Source organism: Acinetobacter sp. YH12112, from assembly GCF_013418945.1.
Classification (GTDB): Bacteria; Pseudomonadota; Gammaproteobacteria; order Pseudomonadales; family Moraxellaceae; genus Acinetobacter; species Acinetobacter indicus.
This window is the reverse complement of the sequence record NZ_VPBA01000006.1, coordinates 27,328-45,642: the sequence shown is the minus strand read 5'-3', so window position 1 is coordinate 45,642 and position 18,315 is coordinate 27,328. Positions and strand designations below refer to the sequence as shown.

Here is an 18,315-nt window from a genome sequence, read left to right as displayed (position 1 = left end):
GAAAGAGCGCTTAAGCCGGTTGACGCTGACGGCAGGCTTCATACAGCGCCATGCCGGTGGCCACACTAACATTCAGACTTTGCAGATTGCCCATCATCGGGATATACACGGTTTGATCGCACTGCGACTGGGTGATTGGGCGCAAACCGGTATCTTCGGCTCCCATCACCACACACACCGCTGTACCGGTGAAGTCAAACTTCTGGATTGGCAAGGCTTTTTCATCCAGCATAGTGCCGACCACGCGCACATTAAACTGCTCTTTAATTTGCCCCAAAGTACGGGCCAGATTGGTGACCTGAATAAATTTAACTTTCTCGGCACCACCAGCAGCCACTTTACGCGCCGTTGGGGTCAGGCTGGCTGAACGGTCACGCGGTACAATCACCGCTTCTACACCCATGGCTGCTGCCGTACGGATACAGGCGCCCAGATTATGCGGATCGGTGACCTGATCCAGAGCCAGTAACAGTGGCTGATTGGACTGCTGCAACAGCTGTTCCAAATCTTTTTCATTTAAGGTTGGATGCGGACGCACCGCAGCTACCACGCCCTGATGAAATGGCAAACCGGCCAGTTTTTCCAGGCTGTCACGACTGGCTTTTTGTACGCTAATACCAAACGGCTCTGCCAGTTCCAGAATACGCTGTAAACGCTGGTCATCACGACCTTTGAGGGTAAACAGGGTTAATACACGCTCCGGTTCAAGTTCTAACAATGACTCTACCGAATGAACGCCATAATAATATTCTGGTTTTGCCATGAATGACCTCAACGCTGTGCTGTAAATCCAAAAGAAAAATCCTGCAAAGGAAACTTTACAGGATTTCTGTGTCGGCCTAGTTTAACCGATTTGGGCTAAAAATGCTTAGCCTTCTAAATGACAAACGTAGTCCAGTACATCATCAGTTTCAATCTTAAAACGGCTGTTGCCCGGTACATAAAAAGACTGACCAGCGCGGAAAAGCTCACTTTCTTCACTATCGGCGATTTGCACACGACATTCACCTGAAATAATTTCCATCCGTTCAGGAACATGCGTTTCGAAAGTTAAGGCTTGTTCAGTCGGTAAAATCACACCCAGCGTCTTTTTGGTGCCATCTTCAAATTGCACCGTATGACTAATGCAGAGCCCGCCAAAATAAACATTGGATTTTTTTACCACTGATACATGATCAAACTGAGCTGACATGCGTATTCTCCAGCTAACGCGTTTTTATATTTTATGATTGAGGTAGTGTAATGTTGCCTACTGAACTAATCAATCAATCTTCATCTAAGGTAAATCACTCTATTTCCTGTCGTTTCAGGCAAGTCATTTTGCCCGGCACGCGAATAAATTCACCTCATTTTTGCGAGAGTCTAAATCAACTTTCAGGCAAGTACAAATACCTTTTAATCGCAGATGAACTAAAGTTCAACGCCCCCATTGCACTCTCCGACCATCTGTATTTTCAGCCTGACAAATCCTGCGCCGAACTGGTTCAATTCGGGTAATGCATCTGACTGATTTTCATCTGAATCTCTAAATATAGTGAGCCTTTTCTGCTCGTTTTCAGCTTGTCTGATAATCATAAAAAATTTGATGATTGGCAGATAAAGTTATGCAACATTCTGCCGACGCTGTATTGCAAGCACATGAAACTGGACACAGTTTTCTGTTTCAGATGAAGATAAGAGTAGATATTCCGATTGCAACAGTAGCGACTTGATCTACATGGTGGATATAGAACCTCTGCTCACAGCATGCCGCTGAATATTCTGTACCGAGAAGTTTTATTTTTCTGCAAAAATTAAGCTAGAATGATTGTGTTTTTTCAGTTGCTTAAAATAAAGGGTAATGCTTTGCACTGCCCAACCTGACACTCTTCAACTCAAACTTTTCGCAGCCTGGATGCGTTTATGCTGACACATTTAACCCTGATCAATTTTGCCTTAGCCGACCGTTTAGCCATTGATATTGAATCTGGTTTTAACGTCCTGACCGGGGAAACAGGTGCCGGAAAATCATTATTGCTGGATGCACTTTCGGCCTGTCTAGGCGAACGCACCGACACCAATTATGTTCGTTATGGCGCAGACAAGGCCGATGTCACTGCCACCTTTAGTTATCATGACGGTAGTCCAGAAGCCGAGTGGCTAAAACAGCAGGAACTGGATGATGAATCAGGCGAAATTCATTTACGCCGGGTAATTTTCGCCACCGGACGCAGCAAGGCCTGGATTAACGGCCGTCCGAGCAGTCTGTCTGAGCTCAAAGAAATTGGCCGTTTGCTGGTGCAACTGTATAGCCAGCACAGCCAGCAGCAGCTGTTAGAACCGCCTTATCCAAAACACTGGCTGGATCGTTATAGCAATTTTTATGCGCCAGCCCAGGCCGTACGCGATGCCTATAGCCAGTGGCAAAAAGATATTCGCCAGCATCAGGCGGCTTTGGATGCCCAGGCGACGCGTAAACAGCGCATCGACACACTGGAATTGCAGCTGGAAGAATTAGAAGAAGTGGTCCAGGTCGATTATGCCGATATTGAACAGGAATTTGATCGCTTAAGCCATCATGAAGCGATTATGCAGGATTGTGCCTATAGTCTGAACGGGCTGGATGAAGCAGAGCCAAACCTGAGCCAGGAACTGTCCTCGATTTTACGGCGTCTGGAAAGCCATGCCGGCCGCAGTGAACAGCTGTCAGAAATTTATACTTCCCTGCTGAATGCGCAAAGTGAAATTGAAGATGCCACCGCCAGTTTGCGTCATTTTATTGACCGGCAGAGTTTCGATCCGGAGCGGATGGAAGAACTGAATTCCAAACTGGAAATTTTCCATCGTCTGGCCCGTAAATATCGCACCCAGCCAGAATTATTGAAAACCGAATATGACAACTGGCAGGCCGAGCTGGAACAGCTGCATCAGCTGGAAGATCCGGAAACCTTGGCCGAACAGGTCGAAGTGTCCTATCAGGACTTTTTGGCCAAGGCCGAACATTTAGACCAGATTCGACGTGAAGCGGCCGGACCGCTGGCCAAACAGCTGACCGAACAGGTGAAACAACTGGCCTTACCGGAAGCACATTTTGAATTTAAATTTGAGCCTTTAGAGCAGCCATCGAGTGAAGGCTTAAGCTTTATCCAGCTGCTGTTTACGGCCAATAAAGGCATTCCAGCACAACCACTGGCGCGTGTCGCTTCGGGCGGTGAACTGTCGCGTATTGCGCTGGTGATGCAGGTCATGAATGCTGAAAAAACCGAAGCAGAAGTGCTGGTGTTTGACGAAATTGATGTCGGGATTAGTGGCGGTACTGCGGAAATTGTGGGTCGTTTACTGGCCGGTCTGGGGCAGCACGTACAAATTCTGTGTATTACCCATCAGGCGCAGGTTGCGGCTCAGTCTGACCAGCACCTGCTGGTGAAGAAACAGCAGACTGATCCGGCCAGTAGTACTATTTTAATGCTGCAAGAAGAAGAGCGGATTCTGGAACTGGCACGGATGACTGGTGGCGTCGAAATTAACGAAACCACCTTGCAGCATGCCAAGCAGTTACGTCAGCTCAAGTTTCAATCTGGCGCATAAAATCACTGAAAAACCACAAAAAATGTTTGGTGAAATAGCAATCCTCTTGTAACGTGATGATTAAGACCTATATCTATATCAGAACATACATTTTAGGAGAAAGGCTTAGGTGACCAAACAATATCTGACACATCGCTGTCTTATTGCGCCACCCGAGATAAATGATGACTTTTTTGCGAATACTGTCATTTATTTGGCGCGTCATGATGAAGACGGGGCGCAAGGCATTATTCTCAATCGTCCGGCAGGGATTCAAATTAAAGAATTACTGAATGATCTGGATATTGAAGCCGATCATGTCCATCCACATGAAGTGCTGCAAGGCGGGCCGCTGCGTCCGGAAGCTGGATTTGTGCTGCATACTGGCCAGCCAACCTGGCATTCATCCATTGCGGTTGGTGAAAATGTCTGTATTACCACCTCCAAAGATATTCTGGATGCCATTGCGCATAACGAAGGCGTAGGCCGTTACCAGATTGCCCTCGGCTATGCCAGCTGGAGCAAAAACCAGCTGGAAGAAGAAATTTCACGTGGTGACTGGCTGATCTGTGATTCAGATATGGACCTGATTTTTAATCTACCCTATAGCGACCGTTGGGATGCTGCCTACCGGAAAATTGGAATTGACCGCACCTGGCTTGCATCAGAGATTGGCCATGCCTGAGTCTACTGCACACCTGATTATGGCCTTCGATTTTGGCACCCAGAAAATGGGCATGGCGGTGGGTCAATCCCTGATTGAAAGCGCCACGCCGCTGGCCCTGTTTCCCATGAAAGATGGTATTCCAAACTGGGATGAACTGCTGAAACTGGTGAAACAGTATCAGCCAAATTTATTTCTGGTTGGCTTGCCACTAAACATGGATGATAGCGAGTCAGAGCTGTCGACCCGGGCGCGCAAGTTTGCCCGACGTTTACGTCATCAGACCAATATCGAAACCCTGATGGTGGACGAGCGTTTGACCACGCGTGAAGCCCGTGATGAACTGGATCATTATCAGGCTCAGGGACGCGGTAAAAAAATTGCCGCCGACAGTATTGCGGCCGCCCTGTTCATTGAAAGCTGGTATCGTTATCCGCAAGGCGTCCAGCCTTAAAATCTCGCTGTTGACGTCCAAATCCCCTTTCTCTTGGTTTTCAGCTCAATCCGGTCTGTTATGATAGTCAGTACCGGATTTTTTCATTGATCTTTTTTCACGTTGTAGAGTAATCACTGATGGCAATATCGAGTTTTGGCAAAATTTTGATGGTTCTGAATTTATTTTCAGTGTCACGTCCGGTGATTAATGTCGATATGATCAGTGAAGAACTGGGCCTGTCCAAACCGACCAGCTACCGCTATTTAAAAGAACTGGTTTCGGCCGAATTATTGCAGCGTTTAAGTGGGACTTCGGGCGATTACACCCTCGGCTCGAAAATTGCAGTGCTGGATTATATTTCCCGCACCACCGATCCACTGGTGCAAATCAGCATTCCGTTTATGCAGGATATTGTGCAGCGTACCGAATTTTGCTGCGTACTGACCTATCTGAATCAGGATGCCTGTATCGACCTGCATGATGAAGTATTCCAGCATATGAATCTGCTGTCCTATGGCCGCGGCTGCCCACGTCCGGTGTATATGGGTTCGTCACCGAAAATCATGCTGGCGCATTTACCAAAACAGAAAATGCTGAATTATTATCAGCGTTTTGCCGTGCAGTTCCGTCAGTCCGGTTTTGCCCAGGATGAAGCCGAGTTCATCAGCAAAATGAAAAAGATCAAAAAACAGGGCTATTACTATTCTAGTGGTGAACTGGAACCGCAACTGGCCGGCTTGTCGGTGCCGATCAGACTCTCCAATAAAACAGCACCATTCACCCTGACCTTACTGGCCTCCAAAAACCGCTTTGAATTTGTCAATGTCGAAAAGCTGATTGCCATTTTGCAGGAAAATGCCGCGCTGATTGAACAGAAAGTTGAAAGTCTGAATCCACATACCTAGATTGATCTTTATCAAAATACAGCTGTTAAGATCAGCGTGGTGAGATAAATCTCTGCCCTGCCCGGCCTTTGGATCACAACCAGCATTAGAGTGGATAAAAATAGCGAAAGGTTAAATTGATTCGCGGCGTCACCACACGGCTGGATTTGGGCAGGCTGTGCTTCCAGTAGCGCTGGGTCTGCCCACGCATCACAATTAATTGACCACTCTGTAGCAGCAGCTCGACTTTTGCTGCGCTGTGTTTGTGCTTAAAGCTAAATTTACGGGTTGCACCCAGACTTAAAGAAGCAATCACCGTTTCTGCACCCGGAGATGCGACCAGACTCGGTTCATCATCACTGTGCCAGCCCAGTCCCTGACTGCCATCTGCATATAAATTGGCTAAACAGGAATTAAATGGATGTCCCACGATCTGTTCAATCTGCTGTTTTAACTGCCACAAAGCCGGATGCCAACGCTGCGCCTGCTTCAAACTGCCCGAATAACGATACTGATAATACTCATCACCATACCAGGCAATTTTCCGCGCGGTGACATAATGTTTGCCAAATAAGGTGACTTCATCGGCTTGCCAGGCCAGCTGCTGTAAACATTGCTGCAAGTAAGCGTGACTGTCCTCAGCGGACAGAATCAGCCCATAATCCTGCACGATCCCCTCATAGGGCAACAGATTCTGCCGCGGCTCGGGCGGAAACAGTTCCAGATTCATTGTGGCGTTTTCCTGCGAAGCGGAACTTCAGTTTAAACCCAAAACGGCTTCACAAATCAAAACATTCTCTGTGCTTGTGAGCCACGCCAAATCGACATAGACTGAAAAACAGGTTTTAGAATAAAAAATAATTGCTTATGAACTTATGGCAGCTCTTTCAGAAGCTCAAGCCCTTTGTGCGGCCGTATCGGCTGCTGGTGATTGCCACGCTGATTCTGACTTTAATTGGTTCTCTGACCGCACAGGTCAATGCCCTGACCCTGCAATATGCCGTCGACAGCATTAACCGGCTGGTAGAAGCCGGTCAGGGGCTGGCTGAAGGCTGGCAGATTCTGATAACCATTAGCGCCATTTTACTGGGCAAGGAAATCATTAATGCCTTTGTCCAATTCGGGCAGAAATTTTATGGTGAAAAACTGCGGATTTTTGTGTCGCAGGATTTGGCTCAAGGCATTATTGAGAAGTTCCTGACTTACCGGCTGGCGTTTTTTAATCAGGATAACAATCAGGCCGGCAAGCTGCAAACCCGGATTGACCGCGGCATTGGCTCCCTCACCCGGCTGGTACAAATCTTTTTTATTGATATTTTACCGTTATTTACCAGCGCGATTATTGCCTTAGGGCTGATGTACTGGGCCAATTTCTATGTCGGACTGGTGGCCTCGGCCATTGTGCCCATTTACTTCTGGCTGACCTATAAACAGGCCCAGAAACTTGGCAGCTGGCGCCGCAATTTACGTGATGGCCGCGAACGGAAAAGCCAGGGTATTCTGAGTATTATCAACTCGATTACCGTGATCAAATCCTTTAACCGGGAACATATCGAATCGGACAAACAGCTAAAACTGCAAAAGGAACTGACCGATAACCAGATGCATACCCGGCAGACCAGCTTCCTGTTTGATGGCCTGAAAACCTTTATTGAACAGATCGGAATTGTGCTGATTATTATCCTGACTGCCTATTTTGTGCTGGATGGCCAGATGAGTATCGGCATGATCATGTATCACGTGTTGCTGTTTAATAACGTGTCGGCACCAATCCGTTCACTGCACCGGATTTATGATGAAGTGAATGATGCCATGATCTACTCGGAAAGCTTTTTCCAGATTCTGGAGGCCGATGATGAAATTGAAGCCAGCGGTGCACAAAAACCGGTAATTCGCGGGCAATTCAATTTAAGCGGGGTCGAGTTTTATTATCCGAACGGGCATCATGCCTTAAAAAATATCGAGATGTGCATTCAGCCCAACAAGATTACCGCACTGGTCGGCCTGTCCGGTGCAGGGAAATCGACCCTGATCAGCCTGCTGGATAAATTCTATGAACCACAGCAGGGCAGCATTCAGTTAGATGGAGTGGATTTAAAAGACATCGACACCCAATACCTGCGTGACCATATCGGGCTGGTGCTGCAAAAAAACCATATTTTCCAGGGCAGTATTTTTGACAATATCCGCTATGGCAAAACCGATGCTTCTCAGGAAGAAGTGATACAGGCTGCCCAGAAAGCCTCGATTCATGAGCAGATTTTGCAGCTCCCGCAAGGCTATGACAGTGATGCCCTGATGCTCTCGGGCGGTCAGCAGCAGCGGATTGCACTGGCGCGGATGTTCCTGAAAAATCCACCGATTATTTTTCTAGATGAACCAACCGCCAGTCTGGATGCCATTGCCACCGAGCAGATCAAGCAGAGTCTGGATGAAATTAAACAGGGCCGTACCGTGGTGATTATCTCACACAGTCTGTCGCAGATTATTGATGCCGATTACACCTATGTCATGAAAGAAGGCGCGATTGCCGAACACGGCGAACATGACACGCTCTACCATCAGGACGGTGTCTATAAAGAAATTTTTGATGCGATGGCCAAAAGCCTGAATATTGAAAAGATTGCCCGAACCTTTGAAGATGACGCAGAAGAAGAAACCCATAGTTAAACCGCAATCCGGTTAAAGATGAAGGAATGATTCTGTATTTTTTAATCCATAAAAAAAGCTCCTGTACAGGAGCTTTTTTGCCTTAAGGCTGTTTTAAATACGGCCAGGCGGCTTTTAAATAAATAAACATCGACCACAAAGTCAGCACCACCGCAGTATAGAGTAAGGCATAACCAAGCAATTCCAGTGGCTCCCAGTTCAGCAAGAACACGGAAATCGCAATCATCTGAAATGCAGTTTTATATTTCCCGACGGTAGAGACCGCCACGCTGGTACGCGCGCCAAGTTCTGCCATCCATTCACGCAAGGCCGACACGGTAATTTCACGTGAAATAATTACAATCGCGGCAAAGGCCATGGAAATGGTCGGCTGCCATTGCACCAAGACAATCAGGGCGGCTGCCACCATCAGTTTATCCGCCACCGGATCCAGGAAACGGCCAAAGGCTGAGGTCTGGTTTAAGGTTCGTGCCAGATAGCCATCAAACCAGTCAGTGACGGCAGCAATCACAAAAATCGCGGTCAGAATCAGATGCCGGGTCATCCCTGCATCATGATCATGGATTCCCATGGCAGGCGGCCAGTAGGCCACCAATAAAAATACGGGAATTAAGGCTATACGCGCTAAAGTTAAAATATTTGGAATATTCAGGATTCGACCTGTTGTCATAGACACCGCCAATGCTTCCCCGTTATGCACGAGCTAAATGCACATATTTTTTGAGGGTTTATCCATCGTTAATAGGCTTCACTTTATACGAAATGGCAGAAAGTGTCACTAGGCAAAGACCGTTACGGTTTGCCGCGAAATGGCAATCAGCCGGTTTTCAGCATCCCAAAGATGCGCCATTTCAGTAGAATAGCCATCTGCCGAATGCTCGGTAATCACTTTATATTTAAACCAATCATGCACTTGGTGGCGGATCGGATGCACATAAGTAATATGCCAGGTCAGCGAACTGGCCGGTGACAAGGTTTTAAATAAAGGCAGTACACCCGGTGGCCAAATGTCCATCAGTGTGACCAGATCGGCCACAGTAAAGTCGCGGTTGGCATGTTTTTCTGGCGTATAGCGGCACCAGCCACCAAAATCGGACTGCTGGCTGCCGGTACACGGATAATCGCCTTCGGCCCAGCACACCTCAAACTGCTGATAACATTCCGGCATCAGCTGATGCACCGGTAAATAGTTAAGCTGCGCTGGTGCAGGATAATCCGGCGCCAGCGGTTCCTGCTGTATCTGAATACTGGACTCGCGCGCCGCACCAAAGCTGGCCAGCAAGATGCTTTGTACCCCATCATCCTGCCATAAGCGCACTTCCAGCGTGGTCACCGACTTGCCCTGTCGCAAAATTTCTGCACTGATTCTGGCCCGGTCTTCCCGCACCGGCCCGACAAAGGTCACCGATGCACTGAGCAGGCGTTTATCCGGATCGGCAATCATCGAAAGGGCTTTCTGCATCATCAGTCCGGCCACCAGTCCGCCATAGATGGTTCGGCCCTGTAACCAGCCTGTTGGAATCTGAATCCATTCATCCTGCTCGATTGCGACAAATACAGAACGCAGCGACATATATTTTCCTTTTTATTGAGTGCGCTTCATCTTGCAGTTTTTCAGTAGGGTTGTGAATGGTCAATCGTATACTGGCCAGTGACTATTTTTGCCAATAGGTCAAATATGCCGGACTTATTCGTGCAGAATTTTATAGATGGTGCGGGCCATGACCTGCCCTAGTCCCGGCACCAGCATCAGGTCTTTTTCCGAGGCTTTTAGCACGCCCTGAATCCCGCCAAAATGGGTCAGCAAATCACGGCGGCGTTTCGGGCCCAGGCCCGGAATCACTTCCAGCACCGAACTGCCGCGTTTTTTATCACGTTTGGCCCGATGCCGGGTAATGGCAAAACGGTGTGCTTCATCCCGCACCTGCTGAATCAGATGCAGAGCTTTATGATCTTCCGGCAGCTGGATTTTGCTGCCATCGGTAAAATGCAAGGTTTCCAGTCCGGGTTTACGCCCCTCGCCTTTGGACACGCCGACCATAAAGGCTTCCAGTCCCAGTTCCTGCATCACTTCCATCGCCATATGCAGCTGGCCTTTACCGCCATCAATCAGCAGTAAATCCGGCAGCATGGCTTTTTTATAGCGTCGGGTCAGGGCCTGACGCATTGCGGCATAGTCATCGCCTTCGGTAATGTCATTGATGGAAAACTGGCGATAATCGCGTTTGCGCGCACCGCCCGAATCAAACACCACACAAGACGCCACGGTCGCTTCGCCCATGGTGTGGGAAATATCAAAACATTCAATCCGGTCAATAGGACGCCCCACCACCTGCTCCAGCTGATGAAAACGCTCATTCAGCTCGAAGTGATTGGCCAGCTTGCCTTTAATCGCGTGTTGCACGTTCATTTGTGCCAGTTCTTGCCATTCGGCCCGGGTTTCGCGGACTTTGTGCTTGATCTGGACTTTCTGCTGAAACTGCTGCTGTAGCGCCTGCTCCAGCTCTTTGGCATCTGGCAGTTCTACATTGACAATCAGCTCGGCCGGTACTTCATCGGCGACCTGAAAATAGAAGTTGGCGATAAAATCGGACAGCATCTGGCCCTGATCATCTCCGAGCATATCCGGAAAATAGCTTTTCCCGCCCAGCATCTTGCCATTGCGCACATGCATAATCTGCACACAGGTCACCCCGGCCTGATAGGCAATTGCCAGAATATCGGCTTCGCCTTTGACCTTATAAATTGCCTGCTGTGCCTGTACATCGCGCAGCAAGGCCATTCGGTCCCGATAAAACACCGCTTTTTCAAATTCCAGTGCTTCAGCCGCGGCTTCCATTTTGGCAATCAGTTCCTGATTCAGTTCACGGGTATCGCCCTGTAAAAAACGGATCGAGTTCTGCACATCTTCCTGGTAGGCTTCCGGTGAAATCAGCCCGACACAAGGCGCCGAACAGCGTTTGATCTGATATTGCAGGCAGGGACGTTTGCGCTGGGAAAAATAGCTGTTTTCGCACTGGCGCACATTAAATAGCTTTTGCAGCACAATTAAGGTATCACGGGCGTTGTAGGCACTTGGATAAGGCCCGAAAAATTTACCCACCTGATGCTTGCCTTTGCCACGGCCACTGGCAATCCGCGGATAAGGCTTGTCACTGGAGACAAAAATATAGACATAAGATTTGTCATCGCGCAGCATGATGTTATACGGCGGCCGATGCAGCTTGATCAGGTTCTGTTCCAGCAGCAAGGCTTCGGTTTCAGAGCGTACCACCAGCGTTTCAATATCATAAATCCGCGCCACCAGCGCCTGGGTTTTCGGATGTTCGATGGTTTTTACGAAATAGCTGGACACGCGATTTTTAAGATTCTTGGCCTTGCCCACATATAACAGTTCCCCATCTTTACCCAGCATGCGGTAAATACCGGGCAAGGTGGTCATATTGGCCAGAATTTTGACAATATGTTCGCGTGCGTTTTCGTTCACATTCAGCCTATTTATCAATCTCGTCTGCTCTAGCATGATGTGATGGTGATTCTGCTATTTTCAAGCATTGCCGCGCAAGCATGCCGGCAGAAATGACATGATTGCTACAAAGTCTTAGTGCCACAGACAAATTTTGCTATGCTGAACAGCTTGTCCCGCTCAGGATTCAGTTTATGCACACCGCCCACTCTGCCATGCATATTATTCAGCCGACCACCTCAACAGATGCGACATCGGAAAAAGACCGCCTGATTGGCAAACCGCGCTTTCATTTTGAACCGCGTGAAGTGATGCAGCTGCTCAGAACCCGGATTATTGGACAGGACACAGCCTTAACTGAAATTGAAAAAATGCTGCATGTGGTCAAGGCAGATTTTTCCAGCCCGGAACGTCCGCTGTCGGTGACGCTAATGCTGGGGCCAACTGGCGTCGGTAAAACTGAAACTGTCCGGCTGATCAGTGAAGCGATTTATGGCCGCCCGGATGCTTTTTGCCGGATTGATATGAACACGCTGGCACAGGAACATTATGCAGCAGCACTCACCGGTGCACCGCCGGGCTATGTTGGCTCCAAAGAAGGCCATAGCCTGTTTGATGAAACTGCGATTGCAGGCAGTCACACCCGCCCCGGCATTGTGCTGTTTGATGAACTGGAAAAAGCCTCGACTGAAGTACTGCGCGGGCTAATGAATGTGCTGGACACCGGCAAACTGACCCTGACTTCTGGCACCAAAACCATCGACTTTCGCAATTGCATGATTTTCATGACCAGTAATGTCGGTGCTCAAGCTGCGCAGCAATATCTGGACAAGCTGAATCTGTTCCCGAAAAAAATGCAGGACCTCTGTCTAAAACGTCTGCCGGCCAGACAGATTATTGAAAAGGTGATGCAGCGCCGTTTTGATCCGGAATTTCTCAACCGGATTGACCGGACCCTGCATTATGCGCCGGTCCAGGAAAATGCCCTGCCGCAACTGGTCGAGATTGAACTGGAAAAACTGAACAAACGCCTGCAGCATCAGAAACGTCAGGTGCAGCTGACCGATGCCGCCAAGGCTTATTTTTATCAAGGACATGATATTCGCTATGGCGCCCGGCATTTGGGCCGCCGCATGCGCACCGAACTGGAACCGATTCTGGCGCTGTATTTCCTCAGTCATCCAGAGCAGCTTAGTCTGTGTCTGGACTGTCAGGATCAGCAGCTGTTGATTCAGCCGGACCCAGCGACCAGCACTGAATCAGGACGATAAAGGCTGTTTAATCGCGGCGCAGAATTGCTCCGGATGCCGCGGCGACACCAGCACAAACTTGTTCACGCCATCTTGCTGATAGTCAATCTTTAAGCGTTTTAAGGACATGGCCGGAGATGCCACCGAGTTATTGGTCGGTGATACTTTTTGAATCTGCGCCAATGGGATGCGCCAGCTTAAAAACAGGCAGCGGATGGTCAGGCAGTCTTCGCTCACACGATAGCGGGTATTCCACACCGGCCACCAGATCACCACAATGGTCAGCAGATACACCGCGGTATGCACCGGATACGCTTGCATGGTGCCTTTGGCCTGCATGGTCAGTAACAATTGCACCAGCAGCCCGGTCATACAGATCAGAAAGGCTAGCACCCACCAGTCAATTTTGGAACGAAATTTCTGCATTATTTTCCCCTTTACTGTCTGTATCTTACACAAAATTTATGGGGGCTGCTGTATTGGGCCGTGCAGAAAAAAACGCCCATGTGGGCGTTTTGGTTGGAGTGCAAAAGATCAGAATGTCATCTTAAAACAGATAAGGCCGGATAAAAATCAGGAAGAATAGCCCCAACATCAGCACCCATTTTAAAATGTAATATAGGGTCCGGTTTCTGGCTTTCAGGGCCTTGGCTTGAATCCGGATCTGATAAACATAGGCAAAGACTTTATTCAGGCCGCCAGTGCGGTCCCCGACTTCATTGGGCGAGCTGGCCGCCGTCATCACCTTTTTACCAAACCAGTGATTAAACTTTTGCATCCAACGGGTAGTTAACGGCCGCTCGACATCGGCAAAGAAAATAATCCGGTTCTGCGTAGTGCCGTTTTCAGCATAGTGAATATAGGTTTCATCAAATACCACACTTTCCCCATCGCGCCATGAATAGCGCTGGCCATCGACATCAATAAAGCAGCGCTCATCATTCGGGGTCATTAAACCCAAATGATAACGCAGCGAACCGGCATAAGGATCGCGATGCCGGACCAGGCGGCTGTCTGGTGCCAGTTCGGTAAACATTGCCGCTTTAATACTTGGTAAGGTTTTTAATAAGGCCGTGGTTTTCGGGCACAGCTCGGCCGCAGAAGGATGCGCGGTGTCATACCATTTCAGGTAAAAGCGTTTCCAGCCGGTTTTAAAGAAAGAGTTAAACCCCAGATCATCATATTTGCTGGAGGCCTTGATGCCGCCTTGTTCATACAGCGCTTTGGCCTCATCGCGAATCATCTCCCAATGTTCATCCAGCACTTTTAAATCCTGAAAATGCTGGGTGTCGATATAGGGCTGATTCGGTACGCGCGAAAAACGGTACATCAGAAAATTAATCGGGGCGAACAGGGTCGAATGGTCAAAGAACTGACGATAAAACGAATGCCGAACTTTGCCGCGTTGCTGGATATAAAACGCTGAAATGACAAAGATGGCCAGAATAATCCACTTAAGCATAGCAACATCCGGGAAATTGCCGCCCTGTACAGGGACAACAGACAAGCCAAAATATCGGCGAGTATAACAAATTTAGCCAGGCCAATCAGCCAGGCGTTTAAGACACAGCGTTGCAAAACTGGCGCTGTTCAGGTGCTTGCAATGCCCTGTCCATTCACACAAATTGACTTTTTTGACCAAAACACCACAACTCCGGCATGGGCAGTAGCAGCTTTTTCCGTTATAAACAGAAGGCAACCGCGCCAAAAAAGTAAAACTGAAACAAGTACTTCATCTGCTTTTAAGCGAAATAAGCAGGAGAAGAAAGGGAACAAGACCTTGATTGGGCATAGAAAAATTGATGACCCTTGCGTCACGGCTTGATACAACTTGTTATGTTCTTTTTCGATATAGTTATCGTAAGATTAGCGAGGCATAGAAGTGTGCGGGAAATGCACACTCGCTTCACAACATCAACTTAGAAATCCTCCAAAATAAAGGAGATCAGGCATGATCCACGCTGGCAATGCCATTACCGTCCAAATGCTTTCGGACGGAATTGCAGAATTCCGCTTTGACTTACAAGGTGAGTCGGTCAACAAATTTAACCGTGCAACGATTGAAGATTTTAAAGCTGCAATTGACGCTGTCAAAGCCAATAGTGAAATTAAAGGCTTGGTGGTCACTTCAGGCAAATCGACCTTCATCGTGGGTGCAGATATCACTGAGTTTGGTGAAAACTTCGCACAAGGCGAACAAGCAATTGTGGAATGGGCCTTGCCTGTTCACGACATCTTCAATAGCTTTGAAGATTTAGATATTCCTAAAGTCGCTGCCATTAATGGTATGGCGCTGGGTGGCGGTTTTGAAATGTGTCTGGTTTGTGACTACCGTGTCATGTCCGAACAGGCGCAAGTCGGCCTGCCAGAAATCAAGCTGGGAATCTTCCCGGGCTTTGGTGGTACGGTACGTTTAAGCCGTTTAATCGGGATCGACAATGCGGTGGAATGGATGGCAATGGCTAATCCGAAAAAACCAGCCGCAGCATTAAAAGATGGTGCAGTAGATGCCGTTGTTGTCGCAGACAAACTGACTGAAGCAGCGGTTGATCTGGCTAAACAGGCAGCAGCTGGCCGTCTGGACTGGAAAGCAAAACGTCAGGAAAAACTTGATCCTGTAAAACTGAGCATGCTTGAGCAAATGATGGCGTTCAATACTGCCAAAGGTGCAGTACTGGCAAAAGCAAACCCTGCTCAATACCCAGCGCCTAAGCTGATGCTGGATTCTTTACAGGCAGGTGCAAGCCTTCCACGTAACGATGCACTGAAAGCTGAAGCTCAAGGTTTCGCCAAAGCTGCGGTCACCCCACAAGCGGGTGCGCTGATCGGCCTATTCCTGAACGACCAGGTGGTGAAGAAAACTTCCAAGAAATATGAAAAAGGTGCGCATCCTGTAAACCAAGCGGCTGTTCTAGGCGCTGGTATCATGGGTGGTGGTATTGCTTACCAGGCGGCAAGCAAAGGCACCCCTATCATCATGAAAGACATCGGTAACCCGCAACTTGCACTGGGTATGTCTGAAGCAAACAAACTGCTGACCAAGCAGGTTGAACGCAAGAAGATGAAACCGGCGCAAATGGGTGAAACCCTGGCGCGCATCCGTCCTACTTTAAGCTATGACGAGTTTAAAGAAGTGGATATCGTGATCGAAGCGGTTACTGAAAACCCGAAAGTGAAAGGCATCGTACTGAAAGAAACTGAAGCGAAAGTGCGTGAAAATACGATCATTGCTTCTAACACGTCTACCATCTCAATCACACGTCTGGCTGAAAACCTGGAGCGTCCTGAGAACTTCGTGGGTATGCACTTCTTCAACCCGGTACACATGATGCCACTGGTAGAAGTCATCCGCGGTGAAAAAACTTCTCCTGAAGCAATCGCGACTACCGTTGTTCTTGCCCAGAAAATGGGTAAAACACCAATCGTGGTAAATGACTGTCCGGGCTTCCTGGTAAACCGTGTACTGTTCCCTTACTTCGGTGCATTTGACCTGTTACTGAAAGACGGTGCTGACTTCCAGCAAGTTGACAAAGTGATGGAAAAATTCGGCTGGCCTATGGGCCCTGCTTACCTGATGGACGTGGTTGGTATCGACACTGGCGTTCACGGTGCAGAAGTCATGGCGGAAGGCTTCCCGGACCGTATGAAGCCAGACTTCAAAGGTTCAATCCAGGTGATGTACGAAAACAAACGTCTAGGTCAGAAAAACGACGTTGGTTTCTACAAGTACGAACTGGACAAGAAAGGCAAGAAAGCGAAACAGGTTGACCCAACTGCTTACGAACTTGTGGCTTCTGTTGCAACCGCTGAAAAACGTGAATTTGATCCGCAAGAGATCATTGACCGCATGATGCTGGCATTCTGTAACGAAACTGTTCGTTGTCTGGAAGACAACATCGTTGCAACACCTGCTGAAGCAGACATGGCAATGATCATGGGTGTAGGCTTCCCTCCATTCCGTGGTGGCCCATGCCGTTACATCGACCAAACTGGTGTAGCTGAGTACGTTGCGCTTTGCAACAAGTACGCACATTTAGGGAAAGCTTATGAAGCGCCGCAATCTCTGCGCGACATGGCTGCTAACAATAAAAAATTCTACGGTTAAGGAGCAACGTGAATGGCTACTTTAAATCCACGTGACGTTGTCATCGTTGATGGCGTACGTTCAGCAATGGGTAAATCCAAAAATGGTATGTTCCGCAATGTACGTGCTGACAGCCTTTCTGCTGAACTGGTACGTGCGCTGGTTGCTCGTAACCAATTCGATGTCAACGAAGTTGAAGACGTGATCTGGGGTTGTGTCAACCAGACGCTTGAACAAGGCATGAACATCGCGCGTAACATCGCGTTGCTGGCGGATCTTCCTAAAACTGTTGCAGGTCAAACGGTAAACCGTCTGTGTGGTTCTTCTATGCAGGCAATCCACACCGCAGCTGCGCAAATCGCAACTGGCCAGGGTGATATCTTCATCATCGGTGGTGTAGAACACATGGGTCACGTTGGCATGATGCACGGCATCGACCTGAACCCAGAAGCATCTAAACACTATGCAAAAGCATCTAACATGATGGGCTTAACTGCTGAAATGTTAGGTCGCATGAATGGCATTACCCGTGAAGAACAAGATGCGTTCGGTGTTGAATCTCACCGCCGTGCTTGGGCTGCAACTCAGGAAGGCCGTTTCAAGAACGAAATCATCGGGATCGAAGGTCATGATGCGAACGGCTTTAGAAAACTGTGCGACATCGACGAAGTAATCCGTCCAGATGCGAACCTGGAAGCGTTCAAAGCACTGAAACCAGTATTCGACCCTAAAGGTGGTTCGGTAACTGCTGCGACTTCTTCTGCGCTGTCTGACGGTGCATCTGCAATGCTGCTGATGTCTGCTGAACGTGCTCAGGCGCTTGGTCTAAAACCACGTGCAGTGATCCGTTCTATGGCGGTTGCAGGCTGTGACGCTGCGATCATGGGTTATGGTCCTGTACCAGCAACTCAGAAAGCGCTTAAACGTGCTGGCCTGAAAATTGAAGACATGCAGACCGTTGAGCTGAACGAAGCGTTCGCTGCACAAGGTCTGTCTGTTCTGAAAGGCTTAGGTCTGTATGAAAAACAGGACATCGTGAACCTGAACGGTGGTGCGATTGCGTTGGGTCACCCATTGGGTTGTTCTGGTGCACGTATCACGACTACCCTGCTAAATGTAATGGAGCAGCAAGATACTCAAATCGGTCTTGCGACCATGTGTATTGGTCTGGGTCAAGGTATCGCGACCATTATCGAACGTGTTTAATTCTTAAATACTTCGATCAAAAAATCCTCGCTTCGGCGGGGATTTTTTATTTTCGCGAAAATTATTCAAAACAAAACGCCCCATGTGCTACATCGGGCATTTTTAAATT

17 protein-coding genes are annotated in these 18,315 nt (G+C 48.4%); 9 read left to right on the top strand and 8 right to left on the bottom strand.

Annotated features, from left to right (window positions below; translation table 11 throughout):
- Positions 1-10: 10 nt before the first annotated feature.
- A complete protein-coding gene (gene rlmB, locus FTU50_RS03575; protein WP_005181769.1) occupies positions 11-763 on the bottom strand; it encodes a 23S rRNA (guanosine(2251)-2'-O)-methyltransferase RlmB in 753 nt (250 codons plus the stop codon).
- A gap of 105 nt (positions 764-868) precedes the next feature.
- The gene (locus FTU50_RS03570; RefSeq protein WP_005181767.1) at positions 869-1,192 is read right to left on the bottom strand and encodes a pyrimidine/purine nucleoside phosphorylase; all 324 of its coding nucleotides are present in this window, start codon (positions 1,190-1,192) and stop codon (positions 869-871) included.
- Between the two features lie 710 nt (positions 1,193-1,902).
- Between FTU50_RS03570 and recN the strand changes: the two genes are divergently transcribed.
- The 4 genes from recN to FTU50_RS03550 all read left to right on the top strand — a co-directional run bounded on the left by recN (position 1,903) and on the right by FTU50_RS03550 (position 5,551).
- Entirely contained in the window at positions 1,903-3,567 is a 1,665-nt protein-coding gene (gene recN / locus FTU50_RS03565) for a DNA repair protein RecN (protein WP_104989178.1), read from the top strand.
- Between the two features lie 109 nt (positions 3,568-3,676).
- Positions 3,677-4,231: a YqgE/AlgH family protein gene (locus tag FTU50_RS03560; RefSeq protein ID WP_005181761.1), complete on the top strand. Its 555-nt coding sequence runs from the start codon at positions 3,677-3,679 to the stop codon at positions 4,229-4,231.
- Positions 4,224-4,664 (top strand): Holliday junction resolvase RuvX, encoded by a 441-nt coding sequence (gene ruvX / locus FTU50_RS03555; RefSeq protein ID WP_016659659.1) that lies wholly within the window; start codon positions 4,224-4,226, stop codon positions 4,662-4,664. Before FTU50_RS03560 ends, ruvX begins: the two co-directional genes overlap by 8 nt.
- Before the next feature lie 119 nt (positions 4,665-4,783).
- Complete coding sequence (locus tag FTU50_RS03550; protein ID WP_016659660.1) at positions 4,784-5,551, top strand: IclR family transcriptional regulator; 768 nt, start codon at positions 4,784-4,786, stop codon at positions 5,549-5,551.
- Between the two features lie 85 nt (positions 5,552-5,636).
- On the opposite strand, the gene FTU50_RS03545 is transcribed toward FTU50_RS03550, so the two are convergent.
- Entirely contained in the window at positions 5,637-6,260 is a 624-nt protein-coding gene (locus tag FTU50_RS03545; protein WP_016659661.1) for an alpha-ketoglutarate-dependent dioxygenase AlkB, read from the bottom strand.
- A 137-nt stretch (positions 6,261-6,397) separates the two neighbouring features.
- On the opposite strand from FTU50_RS03545, the gene FTU50_RS03540 reads away from it, so the two are divergent.
- Entirely contained in the window at positions 6,398-8,200 is a 1,803-nt protein-coding gene (locus FTU50_RS03540) for an ABC transporter ATP-binding protein (RefSeq protein WP_005181751.1), read from the top strand.
- 82 nt (positions 8,201-8,282) lie between these two features.
- Here FTU50_RS03540 and pgsA read toward each other — a convergent pair whose 3' ends face one another.
- From pgsA to uvrC, 3 genes are all read right to left on the bottom strand, one after another.
- Positions 8,283-8,870: a CDP-diacylglycerol--glycerol-3-phosphate 3-phosphatidyltransferase gene (pgsA, locus tag FTU50_RS03535; RefSeq protein ID WP_034598126.1), complete on the bottom strand. Its 588-nt coding sequence runs from the start codon at positions 8,868-8,870 to the stop codon at positions 8,283-8,285.
- A gap of 108 nt (positions 8,871-8,978) precedes the next feature.
- Positions 8,979-9,773, bottom strand: a complete 795-nt coding sequence (locus FTU50_RS03530; RefSeq protein WP_180054585.1) for a thioesterase family protein — start codon at positions 9,771-9,773, stop codon at positions 8,979-8,981.
- Positions 9,774-9,887: 114 nt separating this feature from the next.
- A complete protein-coding gene (gene uvrC / locus FTU50_RS03525; protein ID WP_005181732.1) occupies positions 9,888-11,687 on the bottom strand; it encodes an excinuclease ABC subunit UvrC in 1,800 nt (599 codons plus the stop codon).
- A gap of 173 nt (positions 11,688-11,860) precedes the next feature.
- Between uvrC and FTU50_RS03520 the strand changes: the two genes are divergently transcribed.
- A complete protein-coding gene (locus FTU50_RS03520) occupies positions 11,861-12,937 on the top strand; it encodes an AAA family ATPase (RefSeq protein WP_180069498.1) in 1,077 nt (358 codons plus the stop codon).
- Here the strand turns inward: FTU50_RS03520 and FTU50_RS03515 are convergent.
- Both FTU50_RS03515 and lpxO read right to left on the bottom strand, forming a co-directional pair.
- Positions 12,926-13,342, bottom strand: a complete 417-nt coding sequence (locus tag FTU50_RS03515) for a PH domain-containing protein (protein ID WP_005181729.1) — start codon at positions 13,340-13,342, stop codon at positions 12,926-12,928. The genes FTU50_RS03520 and FTU50_RS03515 overlap by 12 nt on opposite strands.
- Positions 13,343-13,463: 121 nt before the next feature.
- The gene (gene lpxO / locus FTU50_RS03510; RefSeq protein ID WP_075167599.1) at positions 13,464-14,378 is read right to left on the bottom strand and encodes a lipid A hydroxylase LpxO; all 915 of its coding nucleotides are present in this window, start codon (positions 14,376-14,378) and stop codon (positions 13,464-13,466) included.
- A 141-nt stretch (positions 14,379-14,519) separates the two neighbouring features.
- Here lpxO and FTU50_RS03505 point away from each other — a divergent pair, with 141 nt between their 5' ends.
- From FTU50_RS03505 to fadA, 3 genes are all read left to right on the top strand, one after another.
- A complete protein-coding gene (locus FTU50_RS03505) occupies positions 14,520-14,741 on the top strand; it encodes a hypothetical protein (protein ID WP_034598125.1) in 222 nt (73 codons plus the stop codon).
- A 126-nt stretch (positions 14,742-14,867) separates the two neighbouring features.
- Complete coding sequence (gene fadB / locus FTU50_RS03500; protein ID WP_180054587.1) at positions 14,868-17,021, top strand: fatty acid oxidation complex subunit alpha FadB; 2,154 nt, start codon at positions 14,868-14,870, stop codon at positions 17,019-17,021.
- A 12-nt stretch (positions 17,022-17,033) separates the two neighbouring features.
- Positions 17,034-18,206 carry an acetyl-CoA C-acyltransferase FadA gene (gene fadA / locus FTU50_RS03495; RefSeq protein WP_034588021.1) on the top strand — a complete coding sequence of 391 codons (1,173 nt, stop codon included), beginning with the start codon at positions 17,034-17,036 and terminating at the stop codon, positions 18,204-18,206.
- Positions 18,207-18,315: the final 109 nt, after the last annotated feature.